Consider the following 17,446-nt stretch of genomic DNA (forward strand, 5'->3'; position numbering starts at 1 on the left):
TTTAAATAACTTTTAGGTCTTATGTAAGTAACAAAAGTTATTAGTACGAAGCAATCATTTTAGAAAGGAGCTTTTATGCAATTCACATTATTAAATCAAGAAAATCAAGCCTATTGGGAAGCAACCTACATAGAAGCTTTTCCAGAAGAAGAGAGACTGCCGTTTGATCAATTATTGACGTCTTCTCAAGCAGGAAAATTTCATTTGTTTGTTATTCAAGAGGCGGATGAGAACGTGGGGATTTTGTTAAATAGTCAAATTGCACCTGAAGCAACCTATGTCTTTTTCTTTGCAATTGATCAGCACCACCGAAACAAACGATTAGGTTCAACCGTGTTAGCGTTATTGAAGACACGTTATCCTAAGGGGGTTCTTTTGGAGAGTGAAGAAATTGGCAAAAATGCAGCGAATGAAGCCCAAAGAGAAAAACGTTATCAGTTTTATGAAAGAAATGGCGTGCTGGATACAGGGTATCTGATTATGGATAGAGGGCTCACTTTTCATATCATGTTTGCTGGAGCGTCAGGCTTCGGTGGAACGCAGCTACAGTTTTTATTAGACTTCCATCCAGTAGCAAAAATTTGGAAAAAGCCAAGTATTGATAGCATCAGGTAGTTTTTTTCAAATAAGTAAATTAAACAAACAAAAAAACATATGAAAGAACGGACCAATCAGTTCTTTCATATGTTTTTTATCATTAGCCTCGAAATAACTAGCGAATACCCAAAGCAATTCGTGCGTAACGGCTCATTTTATCCGTTGTCCAAGCAGGGTACCAGACTAATTTTACTTCGATATTATTCACTTCAGGAATATCTTTTAAAACACCATGGATTTGTTCTGTTAAAACATCTGCTAACGGACAACCCATTGTGGTTAAGGTCATTTTGATGACAGTATCACCAGTTTCTTCTGCAAATTCAACTTCATAAATTAGTCCTAAATTAACAATATCGATGCCTAATTCAGGGTCAATCACTGTTTCTAATGCAGTTAAAATATCTTCTTTAATTGCTTCAACTTCTTCGGTTGAACGTTGTTGAGGTTGTTCACTCATTCGTCTTCTACTCCTTTGCAAGTTGCCTCTTTACTATCATACCTTTTTTAAGAATGTTTGTAAATGAGAAGTATCTCACATGTCATGGAATTTACTGATTTATTAAAAAAGCTCATAAAATTCGAAATTCATTTTATTTTAATCAAAATCTCATTATTTTGTTGACATTAGAAAACAATGAGTTTAGAATGATCGATAACAATCTAAATTTAATTTTTGGATATTTTTAAAAAACTGAATTTTCAGTCAATTGAAAATATCAAAGGGAGGATTTTATGAAAATTAAGCAGGTACATGTTAGGGCATCAAAAATCAAGCTGAAAGAAACATTTACAATCGCTTTGGGGACGATTGAATCCGCGGATAGTGCAATTGTGGAAATTGAAACAGAAGAGGGACTTATTGGATATGGAGAAGGAGGCCCAGGCATTTTTATTACCGGTGAAACGTTAGCTGGCACGCTTGAAACGATCGAATTATTTGGCCAAGCAATCATTGGCTTAAACCCCTTTAATATTGAGAAAATTCATGAAGTAATGGATAAAATATCTGCTTTCGCTCCAGCGGCAAAAGCAGCTATCGATATTGCTTGTTATGATTTGATGGGTCAGAAAGCCCAACTGCCTCTTTATCAATTGTTAGGCGGCTATGATAACCAAGTAATAACGGATATTACACTAGGTATTGATGAACCAAATGTGATGGCACAAAAAGCCGTCGAAAAAGTCAAACTAGGTTTTGATACATTAAAAATTAAAGTCGGAACAGGAATTGAAGCTGATATCTCAAGAGTAAAAGCGATTCGTGAAGCAGTTGGCTTTGATATCAAGCTCCGCTTAGATGCGAATCAGGCTTGGACGCCCAAAGATGCAGTTAAAGCGATTCAAGAATTAGCAGATTATCAAATTGAATTAGTGGAACAGCCAGTTAAAAGACGCGATTTAGAAGGTCTAAAATACGTTACTTCACAAGTTAATACGACAATTATGGCTGATGAAAGCTGTTTTGATGCTCAAGATGCGTTGGAATTAGTTAAAAAAGGCACAGTCGATGTTATCAATATAAAATTAATGAAGTGTGGCGGCATTCATGAAGCGCTGAAAATTAATCAGATTTGTGAAACAGCAGGCATCGAATGCATGATTGGTTGCATGGCGGAAGAAACAACCATTGGCATCACGGCTGCTGCCCATTTAGCTGCTGCTCAAAAGAATATCACACGAGCAGATTTAGATGCGACATTCGGTTTAGAAACTGCGCCCGTAACTGGGGGCGTATCCTTAGAAGCAAAACCATTATTGGAATTAGGAGAAGCAGCTGGATTAGGCATTTCTCATTAAAAAAGGAGTAAAGCAAATGAAGTATGATTTAAAGTATCTTAGTGTCCCTTTGCCTGAGGAAATTCAAAGGGTGAAAGAATTTGGCGATTTTGCAAGTGCGGATATTGCCATTGATTTTTGGTTGACAAAAGAACTTCCGCAGGCATTAAAAGAACGTTTGATAATTGAAAAAGATGTCATTAAAATGATGCGTATGAATGAGTATCCTCATAGCTTTGCAAAAGCTGATCAAATGATGAGAGACACTTTTCAGGATTATCAAACAGAGGAATTAATTCGTTTAAAAGAAACGGGATTAGTGGACTGGGTTTATATTGATGGTGAACCGTATTTCCAACTTCGATTTTTGGCCAATTTAATTAAAACAAATGCGGCATATGTTGCACGTTTGCGGGAAGCAGAAAGCAATCAATTAGAAATTCTCCGCAAAAAAGAACTAAAAGAGAACATCGAACAAATGCAAAAAAACGGTGGTAGAAAAGTGAGAACAACAATTAAAGCCACCATTCAGGTGGAAAAAGAATTTGAGCGTCCAGGTGAGCGTGTTCGTGTCCATTTGCCGCTGCCCAAAGCGTGTCAACAACAATCAGAAATTGAAATCCTAGCTACGTCACCTGAAGCAACCTATATTGCGGCAGAAGATGCGCCTCAACGAACACTGTGTTTTGAAACAATCTTAAAAGAAAATCAAACGTTTACAGTTGAATATTGTTATGTTAATCGGATGGTTTACCAACAGTTAGAAGAAAATAACGTAGACAAAATGCAACCAAGCTTTGATTTAGAGGAACAGTTACCGCATATTCAATTCACGCCTTATTTAAGAAATTTAGCAGATGAGATTGTGGGCGATGAAAGTAATCCCTTAAAAAAGGCACGCTTGATTTATGACTTTGTGACGACAAAGATTCATTATTCTTTCATGCGTGAATATTTTACAATTTCCAATATTTCAGAGTATGCTGCAACTAATTTAAAAGGTGACTGCGGCGTGCAAGCGATTTTGTTTATCACGCTTTGTCGGATTGCAGGGATACCAGCCAAATGGCAATCGGGATTATATGTTTCTACACATTATACAGGCTGTCATGATTGGGCACAATTTTATATAGAACCGTACGGCTGGCTCTTTGCGGATTTATCTTTTGGCGGAGGTGCTTACCGAGACGGGGATAGACAGCGGTGGAATCATTATTTCGGCAATTTAGATGTTTTTAGAATGGTCGCAAATAGTGAGATCCAGGCAGACTTTCAGCCGGCGAAAATGCAATTGCGTGCAGACCCAATTGACAACCAGCGGGGAGAATTTGAGTACGAAAATGAGGGCTTGCCCTACGCATGCTTGATAGTTTCGCAAGAACGGCTTTCCATGGAAGAGTTGCCGTTTGATTGACACATAGGGGGAATAGTATGAAAAAGTTAAAAATGATGGGGATTATGTTATTTGTTAGTACGGTCTTGGTAGGTTGTGGCACAACAGCAGAAACAAAAATAGACGAGAAAGCAACTGAGAAAACCAGTGTCTCGAAAAAAGTTTTAAATTTAATGGAGAACTCGGAAATCGGTTCAATGGATTCTATTTTTACACAAGATGAAGCCAGTATTAACGCACAGTCCAATGTCTTTGAAGGGCTATATCAATTAGATGAGAAGGATCAACTGATACCTGCTGCCGCTAAAGAGATGCCAGAAATTTCTGAGGATGGCAAACGATATACCATTAAACTAAGAGAAGATGGCAAGTGGTCCAATGGTGATGCTGTAACAGCCAATGATTTCGTTTTTGCTTGGCGTAAATTAGCGAATCCCAAAAACCAAGCCAATTACTTTTTCTTGTTAGAAGGAACGATTCTGAACGGAACAGCTATTACAAAAGAGGAAAAAGCACCAGAGGAATTGGGTGTCAAAGCGCTTGATGATTATACTTTGGAGGTTACTTTGGAAAAGCCTATACCGTATTTTACGTCGTTATTGGCATTTTCTCCATTTTTCCCACAAAACGAAGCATTCGTGAAAGAAAAAGGACAAGCCTATGGCACTTCTAGTGAAATGATTGTATCTAATGGTCCGTTTTTAATGAAAAATTGGGATCAGTCAGCGATGTCGTGGGATTTTGTGCGTAATCCCGACTATTACGATAAAGAAAAAGTAAAATCAGAAACGATTCATTTTGAAGTTCTTAAAGAAACCAATACCGTTTATAATTTGTACGAATCAGGTGAATTAGATGTGGCTGTCTTAACAGGAGATTTTGCTAAACAAAATCGAGACAACCCAGACTATGAAGCAATCGAACGGTCAAAAGTCTATTCCTTACGTTTAAACCAAAAAAGAAACGAAAAACCATCCATTTTTGCAAATGAGAATGTCCGCAAAGCTTTAGCTTATGCTTTGGATAAAAAAAGTTTAGTCGATAATATTTTAGCAGATGGTTCAAAAGAAATTTATGGGTACATTCCAGAAAAATTTGTATATAACCCAGAAACGAATGAAGATTTTCGTCAAGAAGCAGGCGCCCTTGTCAAAACAGACGCCAAAAAAGCCAAAGAGTATTTAGATAAAGCAAAAGCAGAGCTAAACGGAGATGTAGCCATTGAACTTCTTTCAAGAGATGGTGATAGTGACCGAAAAGTTGCTGAATTTATCCAAGGCCAGTTACAAGAAACGTTGCCTGGTCTCACTATTAATGTCAAAACAGTTCCTTTAAATAATGCGATTGAATTAATGAGAAAAGGGGATTATGAATTGTCTGTTGGCATGTGGGGACCCGATTATCAGGATCCAATGACTTTCTTAGAAAGCTCAGTTAGTGGTAACCGTATGAACTATTCTAGCCCAACGTTTGATCAACTAGTTGAAGAAGCAACAACTAAATACGCAAATGATCCTGAAACTCGTTGGCAAACATTAATTAAAGCTGAAAAAGTATTGGTGGAAGAAGATGCCGCTTTAATTCCTTTATACCAAGAGGCTCGTAGTCAGCTTATACGACCAGGTGTCAAAGGTATTCAGTATCATAACTTCGGTGCAACGAGCACATATAAGTATGCCTATAAAGAATAAATTAGTGAACGAGCGTGGGACAAAAATCACTTTGGATTTTTGCTCCACGCTCAAAAACTGATAAACGGCGGGAACAGAAACAACACTACGCGTTGCTCCGATCTCAACAACTTCTAAGGTGTTTTCTCGACATGCGTCTCGTCACAGTACAGCCTTCAAAAGAGCTACAGCTCTAAGAGTTGCGATGTTTCACTGTGAAGCATGAACAGATGAAATCATCGTACCTACTTGGTTCTCGGAGTTAAACACTTCTGTCCCGACCTCTTCCCGATAAGAGCTTCTTTTTTGTTAATAGTCAACAATTAATAAAAAAATAATTGAAAAAGGTTGACAAAAATAATGATACTCGTTAGAATAAGCACTGTTAACAAATGAATAGCGTTTTCATGTGACTAGATAATACTAGGCATGGAAGAATTTCGTAATACAATGTGGTGTACAATGGTTACGCAACATGTTTAACGGGATTGTTCTATGCTTTTTTTGTTGTTTTCACTGAAGATGTTAGAATTACTTCTGCAGAAGAGGGTCATTTATGAAAATTAAAAAGGTGCTAAATCAAAATGCTGTACTTGTTCTTGACGAAGGACAGGAGAAAGTAGCTGTCGGTAAAGGCGTCGGGTTTAATAAGACTAAAAATGATGTCTTATCTCGACAATTGGTGGAGCGGATGTTTGTGATGGAGCCAGAAGGACTGAAAAAACTTCAAGTACTGCTATCACAAATTGAAGACAAATACTTTTTAGCGAGTGAAGAAATTATCCAACATGCTGAAACGGTATTGGGTGAAAAGTTGAATGAACATATTAATATTGGGTTGAGTGATCACATTGCTTTTGCAGCTGAAAATATTCAAAATAATATTATTGTTCGGAACAAGCTTTTAAGTGAAATTGAGATTTTATATAGTGAAGAATTTGCTATTGCTCAATGGGCTGTAGAATATTTAACACAAACCTTAGAGATTCCATTTAGTTATGATGAAGCGGGATATATTGCAATTCATATCCATAGTGCTCGCAGCGGGCGTACTGATAATAGTAAAAGTATCCGTGAAGTTACAATCGTTTCTGAAATTATTCATTTAATCGAGCAGGAATTGGCTATTGATATTCATGATGATAAAAATAGTCTCAGTTATTCACGTTTGGTGAATCATTTACGTTTGTTTATTCATCGCTTCCAACAAAATCAATACGCTGTTTTAGATGAAGAAATTTTGGAAGTCGTAAAGAAAAAGTATGCTGAAAGCTATGAAATCTCAAAAAAAGTACAAGTCTTATTAATGAGAAATTTTCATTATCAAGTACCAAATGAAGAACTTGGTTATTTATCGATTCACATTGAACGATTAAGAATGACCAAATAATAAAAATTAAATAGTTTATGTGAGGAGTTACGTATAATGAAAGCGTATATGCAAAGAATGGGACGTTCGTTAATGTTACCAGTTGCTGTATTACCGGCGGCTTCTTTATTAGTCGGTATTGCTAACTGGATCGTGGGAACAATCGGCGCTAGTCCAGCCACAACTTTTCTAATGAATGGTGGTTTGGCTATCTTAAACAACTTAGCATTATTATTTGCGGTTGGTTTAGCGTTAGGAATGTCAAAAGATAAAGATGGATCGGCAGCATTAGCTGGTTTAGTCGCTTATTTAGTGCCAAAAACTGTTTTAGCGCCTGCTTCTATCCAAGCCATTAAAGGCTTCAAGGATATTGCTGAAGTAAACCCAGCCTTCAACAGCATGGACAACAATGTCTTTGTCGGGATTGTCGCTGGTTTAGTTGCTGCGGCAATGTATAATCGTTTCTCTGGTGTGAAATTGCCAATGGCTTTATCATTCTTTAGTGGAAAACGTTTAGTTCCTATTATGTCAGCTATTTCGATGTTAGCAATCTCAGCTGTCTTATTCTTCTTCTGGCCAGTTGTTTATAACGGATTAGTTGCTTTTGGTAAAGGAATCTCTAGCTTAGGTTTCGTAGGAGCTGGCTTGTATGGTTTCTTTAACCGACTATTAATTCCAACAGGCTTACACCATGCCTTGAATTCTGTTTTCTGGTTTGATGTTGCTGGTATCAATGATATTGGGAACTTTTTAGCTGGTCAACAAGCGTTAGATACTGGTAAAGCAATTGTAGGACAAACAGGGATGTATCAAGCTGGTTTCTTCCCAGTAATGATGTTTGGTTTACCAGCAGGCGCGTTTGCTATTTATCAATGTGCACGTCCTGAGAAGAAAAAAGTTACAGCTTCATTAATGTTAGCTGCTGGTTTTGCGGCTTTCTTTACAGGCGTTACTGAACCTTTAGAATTCTCATTTATGTTCGTTGCTTGGCCTTTATATGTTTTACATGCAGTCTTTACAGGTATTTCTTTAGCATTCGCTGCGTTTATGCATTGGACAGCTGGCTTTGCCTTTAGTGCAGGTTTTGTAGACTTCTTCTTAAGTTTGAAAAACCCAGTCGCAAATCACCCAATGATGTTGGTGGTTCAAGGACTTGTCTTTGCGGCAATTTACTACTTCGGTTTCCGTTTTGCAATCACTAAGTTTAACTTAATGACACCAGGACGTGAAGAAGGCGATGGCGAAGAAACGCCAGATGTTGCAGAAGGTGACAACAAATTTGCTTCTCTAGCTCGTCGTATTTATGATGGTTTAGGCGCTGATGCTAATGTAACTTCTATTGATAACTGTACAACTCGTTTACGCTTAACAGTGAAAGATACAGGCAAAGTGGATCAAGCAAAAATTAAAGCAACTGGGGTTCCAGGTGTGAAAGTCATTGATGACACCAATATCCAAGTGATCGTTGGTACGGAAGTACAATTTGTTGCTGACGAAATGCAACGATTATATAACCACCAAGCGCCAGCAACACCAGTCAAAGAAACACCTGTTTCTAAACCAGTTGTTGAAGAAAAAGCACCAGTTTCAACAAAAGAAACTGAATTATATTCTGTAGCGAATGGGAAAGTTATTCCTATTTCTGAAGTACCAGATGATGTTTTCTCAGCAAAAATGATGGGTGACGGTTTTGCTGTCGTACCAACAGACGGCGAAGTTTCAACACCCGTTGCTGGTAAAATTACTAGCATTTTCCCAACAAAACATGCGTTAGGTATCCAAACAGATTCAGGCATTGAAGTATTATTACACATGGGTCTAGATACTGTTGAGTTACAAGGTGGACCATTTACATTACATGTTGAAGAAGGCCAAGTTGTAAAACAAGGCGATAAAATTGCAACCATTGATTTAGCGGCATTAGAACAAGCTGGCAAAAAATCAGATTTAATTGTTGTTTTCACAAATCAAGATATTGTTGCTCAATACGATTTACAAAAAGCAGGTCAAACGACTTCAATGAATGATGTAATCGGAAATGTTACCGTAAAATAAAAGTAAAAAAGGGCTAGCCGTAAGGCAGCCCTTTTTTGTATTCTTTGAAAGTATTAGTGTCTGTAGAGCCAGTAATTCAAAATCGCTTGCTCTGCAGATTTTTATTTATAAATAGCCTTAGAAAGTTTCGCATAATTGAACACTTTAACCACTCACAAAAATGGCCAATGTAACGGACAGAAAACAAGGAAGCGTTTTCTTTTATATGGATTATAATAAATATATCAAGGAGGGGTTGCTATGAGTTCGAAAAAAGAACGTGGACAAAAATTGTTGTTACTTCTCTCAAAAAAACAAGATTATATGACTGCAGAAGAATTGGCAAACTGCCTAAGTACTTCTCCTAAGACAGTTTATCGTTTGATAAAAAAAATTAACGATGAATTTTCAGAAGGTTCACTCATATTATCTGAGAAAGGACGAGGATACAAGCTAGACTATGAACGATTTATGGAACAGAATCGACATTTAGTCGAAAAAGAAAGTGATTTTTCGCCAAGGGAAAGACGCAATCGAATTCTGGAGGAATTGTTGTTAGCTTCTCCACAAGCTAAAAATGTTTATGAATTATTTGCAAGATATTATGTTGGCGATTCTGTGATATTTAGCGATGAACAACAATTATCCGAAGATTTAAAGAAATATGATTTAACACTCAAACGGAAAAATCGAACGTTGGCAATTATCGGTGAGGAAAGAGCTATCAGGAAAGCCATTTCCGATAGAATACAACTGTTGAACATTATCGATATTGAGGATCTTCGAAACAACAAAGCATTAAATTTTAATAATTATGATGTCCTTTTTACGTTAGATCAAGTCAGGAACATTGAAAAAAAACTGGATATTACTATTCCACATCCATATAACGTAAACATCTTTTCGAATCTTTATATCTTAATTAGTCGTTCACGAAAAGTAGCTATTTCTGAAAAATACCAATTATCTAACGAAGAAGAACAAGAATTAACAAAGGACTTAGTACTCAAAAAGGTCGCGCAAACAACGATTCAACAGATTGAAACTTATTTAAATAAGAGACTGCCTAACGTTGAAATTTATTACTTATATCAATATTTGGTTTCTTCTAGGATGCAAGGTTCGTTTAGTAAAGTAACTAATTTTTCTTTCAAAGTAATGCAAATTACTCAATTTTATTTAGAGGAAATGAGTGCACAACTAAAAATTTTAACTGATAATGATCAGCTACTTCTTGAATTGGCTAGTCATATAAAACCAATGATAAATCGTCTTGAAAACGGCATACATGTTAAGAATAGTTTATTGGATCAAATAAAAATGACGTATGAAACAATTTTCAGAAAAATTGTGCAAGTTTCTAAGCAAGTAAGTAAAAACTATCAACTGCCGGCTATAAACGAAGATGAGAATGGGTTTATTACATTGTATTTTGCGCGAATGATTGAAACCAATCAGTTACCTATTCGTACTTTGATTATGTGTACCACTGGAATTGGAACTTCAGAACTATTGAGAGTAAAAGTTGAAAAGAAATTCCCTGAATTACAAATTGTTGAAATTATTGCCACACGAAATATAAAGAAATCATTAAAAGATTATTCTGATATTGAATTGATTCTTACAACGATTCATTTATAGGAAAAGGTCCCCATTAAATCATTGTTGGTAAGTGCCATGTTTACAATGGATGATCAGTATCGATTACAAAGAAAAGTTGAGGAAATCTATCATGAACGTTAATCCTTTATACCAAGTTTTCCTAAACCAAGAACTTCTTTCAAAACAGCAAGTATATCAATTCATTGCAGAAACAGCAGCACCTTTGTTAACGCTCGAAGAAAAAAAGCAGATTGAGGAATCTTTGGTAAATCGTGAGAAGATGGGAAGTAATCAGATTGCAGAGCAAGTTGTCTTGCCACATTTAGAGAATGCACTCTTGAAAAAAAGTGAAATATATCTGATTGGCTTAAAAACAGAAATCCAAGAATGGACGGCAGACATTAAGCAAGTGAAATTAATTATTGTCATCTTACTAAAAGAAAATGAACAGTTAAAAGTAAAAAAAGAAATCAGTCGATTTACTAGAAAATTAGCAAATGAAGACTTCTTAGAAAAGTTGTTGCGTTTAAAAACAGAAACAGATTTTTATAAAATTATAGAAAAATTTGAGGAGGAAAAATAATGAAGATAGTCGGCGTAGCAGCCTGCACAGTAGGAATTGCTCACACATATATCGCACAAGAAAAATTGGAGAACGCTGCAAAAAAAGCAGGAGTTGAGATTCATGTAGAAACACAAGGGACCATTGGGATTGAAAACAAACTAACGGATGAACAAATTAAGGAAGCGGACATTGTTATATTAGCCATTGATGTAAAAATTTCTGGAAGAGAGCGTTTTGATGGGAAACGAATCATTCAAGTACCTACAGAAGTTGCTGTAAAATCACCCACTAAACTAATTGAAAAAGCAGAAGAAGTTATGACACAAGAAAAGTAATCTTCTAGGAGGAATTGTAATGGAAGTAAAGGATATCATTGACTTAAAAACCGTTAAAACGAATATGAATGTAAATACAAAAGAGGAAGCGTTAAAAGAATTAGCCAATCTTTTGCTTGAAAATGGCAATATTTCAGATGAAAAAGGCTTTATAAAAGATATCTATGCTAGAGAGGCGGAAGGCCAAACAGGCATCGGAAACTATCTAGCCATTCCACATGGCAAAAGTGCGTATGTAAAAAAAATAGGCGTGGCCATTGGTATTAATGGTACAGAAATTCCTTGGGAATCTTTAGATGATAATGGCGTAAAAGGAATCATTCTTTTTGCTGTGGGTAATGATCATAAAGAAACAACTAGCCATCTTAAACTATTATCATTGTTTGCCAGAAAACTCGGAAATGATGAAGTAGTGAGAGAATTCCTTCAATCAAAATCGCCAGAGGATGTAGTAAAGGCATTCTCTTAATGAAATTACTAAGACAGCATATTGTGGATGTTTTCTACAGAAGAATCCACAACAGTAATTTTTTTAAATAGAAAATAAAATGAAAAGAACAATGTTTAGGAGGATAAAAATGAAAAAACTAAAAGAGTTAAATCTTAAAGGTCATTTATTAACAGCAATCTCATATTTAATTCCAATTGTCTGTGGCGCTGGCTTTTTAATTGCAATTGGTATGGGGTTTGGTGGCTCAAGTCAAGGAACCTTGGTGCCAGGTGAATTTTCGCTTTGGGATGCTTTAGCTACTATGGGTGGCGCTGGCTTAGGCTTACTGCCGGTTGTTATATCTACTGGCATTTCCTTTTCAATCGCTGGTAAACCTGGAATTGCTCCGGGCTTTATTATTGGTTTAACTGCGAATGCAGTTGGCGCTGGCTTTATTGGTGGTATCTTAGGTGGTTACTTGGCAGGATATCTTGTATTAGCTATTTTAAAATATGTGAAATTACCAAACTGGGCGAGAGGGTTAATGCCAACATTAATTATTCCATTTTTAACCTCAATTACTGGTGGATTAATCATGGTATATATTATCGGGACCCCAATAACGGCATTTACTTCATTATTAACGAACTTTTTAGATAGCTTAGGTAACTCGTCATTATTAATTTTTGGTGGTGTAATTGGTTTATTAAGTGGTATAGACTATGGCGGACCCATTAACAAAACTGTTTTTGCCTTTGTTTTGACAATGCAAGCGGAAGGACTTAATGGACCAATTACAGCATTGCAATTAGTAAATACAGCAACGCCAATAGGCTTTGGATTAGCTTTCTTCTTTGCTAAATTATTTAGAAAAAATATTTATACAAAACTAGAAGTTGAAACGTTAAAGTCTGCCGTACCAATGGGCGTGATTAACATTGTTGAAGGTGTTATTCCTTTAGTTATGAATGATATTGTCCGAGGAGTCATTGCTACAGCGATTGGCGGCTTCGTGGGTGGCGCAACAACAATGATCTTAGGGGCAGATGCGACTGTTCCATTTGGCGGTGTTTTAATGATTCCAACAATGAGTAAACCGCTGGCTGGCATTATTGCAATTGTTGTAAACGCTGTGGTTACCGGTTTAGTTTTAGCTATTATTAAGAAAGATGTAACTGAGAAAGATATGGAAGCTTTAGTAGAAAAAGAAGAAGAGGAGATAAACTTGGAAGATATTCAGATTTTCTAAACAAAATGAAAAAGCGCAACAAAATTAATGCAATTTATATTGCCTGTCAGAGATGTGTCAACGTCTGAATATAACGAGTTAGAAAAATTTTCAAAAACATCAACCAAATAATCAGATAGAAAGAGTTGAAAATTAGAATGAACAAAGTTGAATTTTCTCCGTCACTAATGACGATGGATTTGGACAAGTTTAAACAACAAATCACCTTTTTGAATGATCATGTTGCTTCGTATCACATAGACATTATAGATGGTCACTATGTGCCAAACATTACATTATCTCCGTGGTTTATTGAGGAGTTAAGAAAAATTTCGAAGCTCCCAGTATCTGCCCATTTAATGGTTACGAATCCAAGCTTTTGGGTACAACAACTAGTAGATATCAAATGTGAATGGATTTGTATGCATGCAGAGGTTTTAGATGGTCTAGCATTTCGCCTAATTGACCAAATTCACAATGCTAATCTTAAAGCAGGGATCGTCCTTAATCCCGAAACGCCTATTGAATCAATCTTTCCATATATTGAATTGTTGGATAAAATCACAATCATGACCGTTGATCCAGGCTTTGCTGGCCAGCGATTTATTGAAGGAACACTTGATAAAATTGTTGCTCTTCGTAATTTACGTGAAGAAAAAGGGTATCGTTATGTAATTGAAATGGACGGCTCATCGAATAGAAATTCATTTAAGCGAATTGATGCTGCAGGACCTGATATTTATATTGTTGGTAGAAGCGGATTGTTTGGATTGAATGAAGATATTGAAAAAGCTTGGAGAATGATGAGTAGAGACTATGAAGAAATGACTGGGAAAAAAATTCCATAAAACATTTGACTGTTTGTTAAAAGAATAGATAAGTTGTATAAAGTCAAGCCTAGAAAAGAATTTTGTTCATTCTTATCTGGGCTTTTTTGATGCAATAAATAAGCGCCAATAGAACAAAATTACTTGTTATTCTATTCTAGGTGAAAACGTTCAATCTTGCGAAGTTACGGTTTGTTCACAAAAAAGTTACTTTTATTAAATAAAACTAAAGAAGTAACAAAAACTTCGCTTTTTTCAGTTATTTCAAGTAACATAGAACGTATCTTAAAAGAAAAAGTTTGGATGATTCGATGCGTAGAGTAAGAAAAATAATTTATAAAATCATGCTACTTTTGTTTGTTGGTTTAGTTGCTGGTCTTGGCTATCTTGGCTATAAAATACATCAAAATGTTGAAACGGTAATGACCTTTGAAAAACAAGTAGAAGCAGAAGTCAAAAAAAATAAAATACCTGAATACAAAACATTAGCTTTAGCGATTATCTATACAGAGTCTAAAGGGAAATCTGGCGATATTATGCAGAGCAGTGAAAGTGTTTATGGACAACAAGAAGTGATTGAAACACCAGCGGAAAGTATCGCACATGGCGTCAAATTTCTCGCGGAAGCGTTAGCGAAAGCAAAAGAAGCTGGCTGTGATGAATGGACAGGCGTACAAGCATATAATTATGGACTGGATTATATTCAGTTTGTTAAAGAACGCGGCGGGAAACACACGACAGAGTTAGCAGAAGAATATTCAAGAGAAGTCCTTTCACCGTTGCTAGGGAATGACCAAAATACGAAATATCGTTATTATCGTTGGCAAGCGTTAGTTTACAATGGTGGTTACCTTTATCAAAATGGTGGCAATATGTTCTATGCGGAAATTGTCAAAATGAATCGTTGGTTTATTGAAAAGTTAAATTAAAACGAGAAAAGTCTAAAGAATTCTTTCAACTTACAGGAATTTTTTAGGCTTTTCTTGCAGTTTCATGAAAATGCAAGTAAACTAGAAGGGATGTAACTGATTAATTGAAAAGGTAGGGAAAGAGCTGGATGTTGAATAAAGTCGACCTGAAAAAAGGGTTAAGTACAGAAGAAGTTGCCAAGCAGAAAGAGTTAGGCCTTCAAAATAATTATGAGGAAAATGTAGCAAAATCTACAAAAGATATTATTTTTGATAACGTCATGACGTTATTCAACTTTTTAAACTTTGCAATCGCTGTTTGTTTACTATTTGTCGGAGCGTATTCCAATCTGGCTTTCTTAGCGATTATTATTGTGAACATGTCAATCGGGATTTTCCAAGAAATTCATGCCCGTAATTTAGTTCAAAAATTATCTATTGTGGCAAAAGAAAATGTTCATGTTGTTCGAAATGGCGTACAACAAGAAATTGATACAAAAGAACTAGTTATGGAAGATATTGTTATTATCTCTGCAGGGGAACAAGTTCCTTCTGATATGGAAGTTATTGACGGTAAAGTCGAAGCGAATGAAGCGTTGTTAACAGGTGAATCAGATTTAATTGAAAAGGAAATCGGCGATACCTTGCTTTCTGGAAGTTTCATTGTTAGCGGACAAGCCTATGCCTGTGTTATCCACGTTGGTGCCGAAAACTATGCTGTGAAAATCACCCAAGAAGCCAAAGTGCATAAACCAATTCAATCAGAGTTAGTCAATTCGATTCGTAAAGTCTCTAAATTTACAAGTTGGGTGATTATTCCTCTGGGGATTATTTTATTTGTTGAAGCTTTTTGGTTAAGAGATGCTGGCATTAAAACATCTGTTGTTGCTTCTGCAGCTGCTTTGTTAGGGATGTTACCAAAAGGATTAGTACTATTAATTAGTATTGCGCTGACAACAGGTGTCATTAAGTTAGCCAAAAAACGTATTCTAGTACAAGATATGTACTCAATTGAAACATTGGCCCATGTGGACACTTTGTGTTTAGATAAAACTGGAACGATTACAGAAGGTAAAATGAAAGTGCAAAAGGCGATTATCTTGCATGACAAATATGAAGAACTCTTCCCACAGATTATCGGAAGCTACCTATCTGAAAGTACGGATAATAATATTACAATGCAAGCAATTCGTGATTATTATGAAGTATCCAATCGATTTGGCGCAAAAGAAGTCTTGGCTTTTTCTTCTGAACGAAAATGGGGGGCTATTGAATTTCCAGAAATTGGGACAGTTTATTTAGGGGCTCCTGAGCGTTTGGTAGACGATAGTCGGTTGCCAGAAGCTGTTTTTACAGCACAAGAGAATGGGTATCGCGTCTTGATGTTAGCCATTGCGGAACAACAACCGTTAAACGAAACCAAAATGCCTTATTTAGAGCCATTAGCAATTCTAGAAATTGATGATCCAATTCGCCAAAATGCCAAAGAAACACTGGCTTATCTAAAAGAAGAAGGAATCGACTTAAAAGTAATTTCTGGTGATAATCCGGTGACTGTTTCAAATATTGCTCGTCGTGCTGGGCTACCCGGTTATGAGTCTTATATTGATTTGTCGACCAAAACGACAGAAGCAGAAGTGCGTGAAGCAGTTCAGCAATACACAGTGTTTGGACGTGTATCGCCTCAGCAAAAACGAACCATTGTACGTGAGTTGAAAGACACAGAGCATGTGGTGGCGATGACCGGCGATGGCGTCAACGATGTTTTAGCGTTACGAGAAGCGGATTGTAGTATCGCCATGGCAGAAGGAGATGGCGCTACTCGGCAAATTTCTAATCTAGTTTTACTAGATTCTGATTTTACAACGTTACCAGATGTCTTATTTGAAGGACGACGTGTGGTAAATAATGTAACCCGAGTTTCCAGCGTTTTCTTCATTAAAACGATTTATTCGTTTATTCTCTCAATCATTTGTGCCTTAACGGCCATTGCGTTCCCGTTCATTCCGATTCAAGTGACCTTGATTGATTTAGCAATTGAAGGATATCCAGCCTTCTTCTTATCTTTCGAAGGGGACAAACGAAAAGTTGTCGGGAAGTTTTTACCAACGGCTTTGAAAAATGCGTCTGTTAATGCGCTTTTAGTTGTAGCGAATATCATTGCTGTTTATCTGATTGGACAAAATCAAGGATTTTCTTCTTTAGACACCACGACGTTAATGTATTATTTATTAGTTGGAATTAGCTGTATGGCTGTTGTTCGAGCATGTCTGCCTTTAAATCCATTACGCATTTTCTTGGTTTTCAGTACCATTATTGGTATTTATGTAGCAGCTATGTTATTCCACAACATTTTAGAAATTGGTTTCTTAACTTCGCAAACAATGGGTCTCTTCTTTATTATGATGGCCATTAATATTGTGGTACGTGTAGCAATTGGTTTCGTACAAATGAAACGTGCTGGAAAAACAATTAAAGATTTATAAAAAACAGAGGTTGAGTTAAAAGCATTCGTCTCCAGAAATGCAGTTCTTCTTTAAATCTTGAATGAAGTCGGAGCAAGCTTGATGTTTAACTGATTATTTTAAGAGTTAGTGTCTGGGGCAGGAGTCAGGATGACTTTTGTCCTAGATACTTTCTTTTTTTGTTGAGTTGAAACAAGATACTTGAAAAACAGAGATTATGTGATACAATAAATCATGTGTAAAT

The 17,446-nt window shown here is 36.2% G+C and carries 14 protein-coding genes and 1 pseudogene; 14 read left to right on the forward strand and 1 reads right to left on the reverse strand.

All coding sequences use genetic code 11. From position 1 onward, the window contains the following. The first annotated feature begins 75 nt into the window (after positions 1 to 75). A complete protein-coding gene (locus IGI63_RS01890; RefSeq protein ID WP_104845209.1) occupies positions 76 to 615 on the forward strand; it encodes a GNAT family N-acetyltransferase in 540 nt (179 codons plus the stop codon). A 97-nt stretch (positions 616 to 712) separates the two neighbouring features. Here IGI63_RS01890 and IGI63_RS01895 read toward each other — a convergent pair whose 3' ends face one another. Then, the gene (locus IGI63_RS01895; protein ID WP_002357660.1) at positions 713 to 1,057 is read right to left on the reverse strand and encodes a metal-sulfur cluster assembly factor; all 345 of its coding nucleotides are present in this window, start codon (positions 1,055 to 1,057) and stop codon (positions 713 to 715) included. Positions 1,058 to 1,332: 275 nt separating this feature from the next. Here IGI63_RS01895 and IGI63_RS01900 point away from each other — a divergent pair, with 275 nt between their 5' ends. From IGI63_RS01900 to IGI63_RS01960, 13 genes and pseudogenes are all read left to right on the forward strand, one after another. Continuing rightward, positions 1,333 to 2,397, forward strand: a complete 1,065-nt coding sequence (locus tag IGI63_RS01900; RefSeq protein WP_429975209.1) for a dipeptide epimerase — start codon at positions 1,333 to 1,335, stop codon at positions 2,395 to 2,397. Positions 2,398 to 2,413: 16 nt separating this feature from the next. Further along, positions 2,414 to 3,790, forward strand: a complete 1,377-nt coding sequence (locus tag IGI63_RS01905) for a transglutaminase-like domain-containing protein (RefSeq protein WP_429975210.1) — start codon at positions 2,414 to 2,416, stop codon at positions 3,788 to 3,790. A 17-nt stretch (positions 3,791 to 3,807) separates the two neighbouring features. Then, positions 3,808 to 5,460: a peptide ABC transporter substrate-binding protein gene (locus IGI63_RS01910; RefSeq protein WP_429975211.1), complete on the forward strand. Its 1,653-nt coding sequence runs from the start codon at positions 3,808 to 3,810 to the stop codon at positions 5,458 to 5,460. A gap of 535 nt (positions 5,461 to 5,995) precedes the next feature. After that, positions 5,996 to 6,829: a PRD domain-containing protein gene (locus tag IGI63_RS01915; protein ID WP_002357655.1), complete on the forward strand. Its 834-nt coding sequence runs from the start codon at positions 5,996 to 5,998 to the stop codon at positions 6,827 to 6,829. 36 nt (positions 6,830 to 6,865) lie between these two features. Further along, positions 6,866 to 8,863: an N-acetylglucosamine-specific PTS transporter subunit IIBC gene (gene nagE / locus IGI63_RS01920; protein WP_002408521.1), complete on the forward strand. Its 1,998-nt coding sequence runs from the start codon at positions 6,866 to 6,868 to the stop codon at positions 8,861 to 8,863. A gap of 240 nt (positions 8,864 to 9,103) precedes the next feature. Continuing rightward, positions 9,104 to 10,585 (forward strand): annotated as a pseudogene (locus IGI63_RS01925) (BglG family transcription antiterminator). After that, the gene (locus IGI63_RS01930) at positions 10,575 to 11,027 is read left to right on the forward strand and encodes a PTS sugar transporter subunit IIA (protein WP_010709411.1); all 453 of its coding nucleotides are present in this window, start codon (positions 10,575 to 10,577) and stop codon (positions 11,025 to 11,027) included. The pseudogene IGI63_RS01925 and the gene IGI63_RS01930 overlap by 11 nt, the downstream one beginning before the upstream one ends. Then, positions 11,027 to 11,344 carry a PTS fructose transporter subunit IIB gene (locus IGI63_RS01935; RefSeq protein WP_002357651.1) on the forward strand — a complete coding sequence of 106 codons (318 nt, stop codon included), beginning with the start codon at positions 11,027 to 11,029 and terminating at the stop codon, positions 11,342 to 11,344. The genes IGI63_RS01930 and IGI63_RS01935 overlap by 1 nt, the downstream gene beginning before the upstream one ends. 19 nt (positions 11,345 to 11,363) lie before the next feature. Further along, a complete protein-coding gene (locus tag IGI63_RS01940; RefSeq protein ID WP_368025711.1) occupies positions 11,364 to 11,813 on the forward strand; it encodes a PTS sugar transporter subunit IIA in 450 nt (149 codons plus the stop codon). 109 nt (positions 11,814 to 11,922) lie between these two features. Next, complete coding sequence (locus IGI63_RS01945; RefSeq protein ID WP_002369426.1) at positions 11,923 to 13,023, forward strand: PTS fructose transporter subunit IIC; 1,101 nt, start codon at positions 11,923 to 11,925, stop codon at positions 13,021 to 13,023. Between the two features lie 137 nt (positions 13,024 to 13,160). Continuing rightward, positions 13,161 to 13,850 carry a D-allulose 6-phosphate 3-epimerase gene (gene alsE, locus IGI63_RS01950; RefSeq protein ID WP_429975212.1) on the forward strand — a complete coding sequence of 230 codons (690 nt, stop codon included), beginning with the start codon at positions 13,161 to 13,163 and terminating at the stop codon, positions 13,848 to 13,850. Between the two features lie 290 nt (positions 13,851 to 14,140). Beyond that, on the forward strand, positions 14,141 to 14,758 hold the full coding sequence (locus IGI63_RS01955) for a lysozyme family protein (RefSeq protein ID WP_429975213.1): 618 nt from the start codon (positions 14,141 to 14,143) through the stop codon (positions 14,756 to 14,758). Between the two features lie 128 nt (positions 14,759 to 14,886). Further along, complete coding sequence (locus IGI63_RS01960; protein WP_429975214.1) at positions 14,887 to 17,223, forward strand: cation-translocating P-type ATPase; 2,337 nt, start codon at positions 14,887 to 14,889, stop codon at positions 17,221 to 17,223. The last annotated feature ends 223 nt before the right edge of the window (positions 17,224 to 17,446 follow it).

Origin of the sequence: Enterococcus sp. DIV0086, from assembly GCF_050498705.1 — a bacterium.
GTDB lineage: Bacteria > Bacillota > Bacilli > Lactobacillales > Enterococcaceae > Enterococcus > Enterococcus faecalis.

Coding starts and splice junctions, on each gene's coding strand:
- IGI63_RS01890 (WP_104845209.1), top strand. CDS start 76: ATGCAATTCACATTATTAAATCAAGAAAATCAAGCCTATTGGGAAGCA.
- IGI63_RS01895 (WP_002357660.1), bottom strand. CDS start 1,057: ATGAGTGAACAACCTCAACAACGTTCAACCGAAGAAGTTGAAGCAATT.
- IGI63_RS01900 (WP_429975209.1), top strand. CDS start 1,333: ATGAAAATTAAGCAGGTACATGTTAGGGCATCAAAAATCAAGCTGAAA.
- IGI63_RS01905 (WP_429975210.1), top strand. CDS start 2,414: ATGAAGTATGATTTAAAGTATCTTAGTGTCCCTTTGCCTGAGGAAATT.
- IGI63_RS01910 (WP_429975211.1), top strand. CDS start 3,808: ATGAAAAAGTTAAAAATGATGGGGATTATGTTATTTGTTAGTACGGTC.
- IGI63_RS01915 (WP_002357655.1), top strand. CDS start 5,996: ATGAAAATTAAAAAGGTGCTAAATCAAAATGCTGTACTTGTTCTTGAC.
- nagE (WP_002408521.1), top strand. CDS start 6,866: ATGAAAGCGTATATGCAAAGAATGGGACGTTCGTTAATGTTACCAGTT.
- IGI63_RS01930 (WP_010709411.1), top strand. CDS start 10,575: ATGAACGTTAATCCTTTATACCAAGTTTTCCTAAACCAAGAACTTCTT.
- IGI63_RS01935 (WP_002357651.1), top strand. CDS start 11,027: ATGAAGATAGTCGGCGTAGCAGCCTGCACAGTAGGAATTGCTCACACA.
- IGI63_RS01940 (WP_368025711.1), top strand. CDS start 11,364: ATGGAAGTAAAGGATATCATTGACTTAAAAACCGTTAAAACGAATATG.
- IGI63_RS01945 (WP_002369426.1), top strand. CDS start 11,923: ATGAAAAAACTAAAAGAGTTAAATCTTAAAGGTCATTTATTAACAGCA.
- alsE (WP_429975212.1), top strand. CDS start 13,161: ATGAACAAAGTTGAATTTTCTCCGTCACTAATGACGATGGATTTGGAC.
- IGI63_RS01955 (WP_429975213.1), top strand. CDS start 14,141: ATGCGTAGAGTAAGAAAAATAATTTATAAAATCATGCTACTTTTGTTT.
- IGI63_RS01960 (WP_429975214.1), top strand. CDS start 14,887: ATGTTGAATAAAGTCGACCTGAAAAAAGGGTTAAGTACAGAAGAAGTT.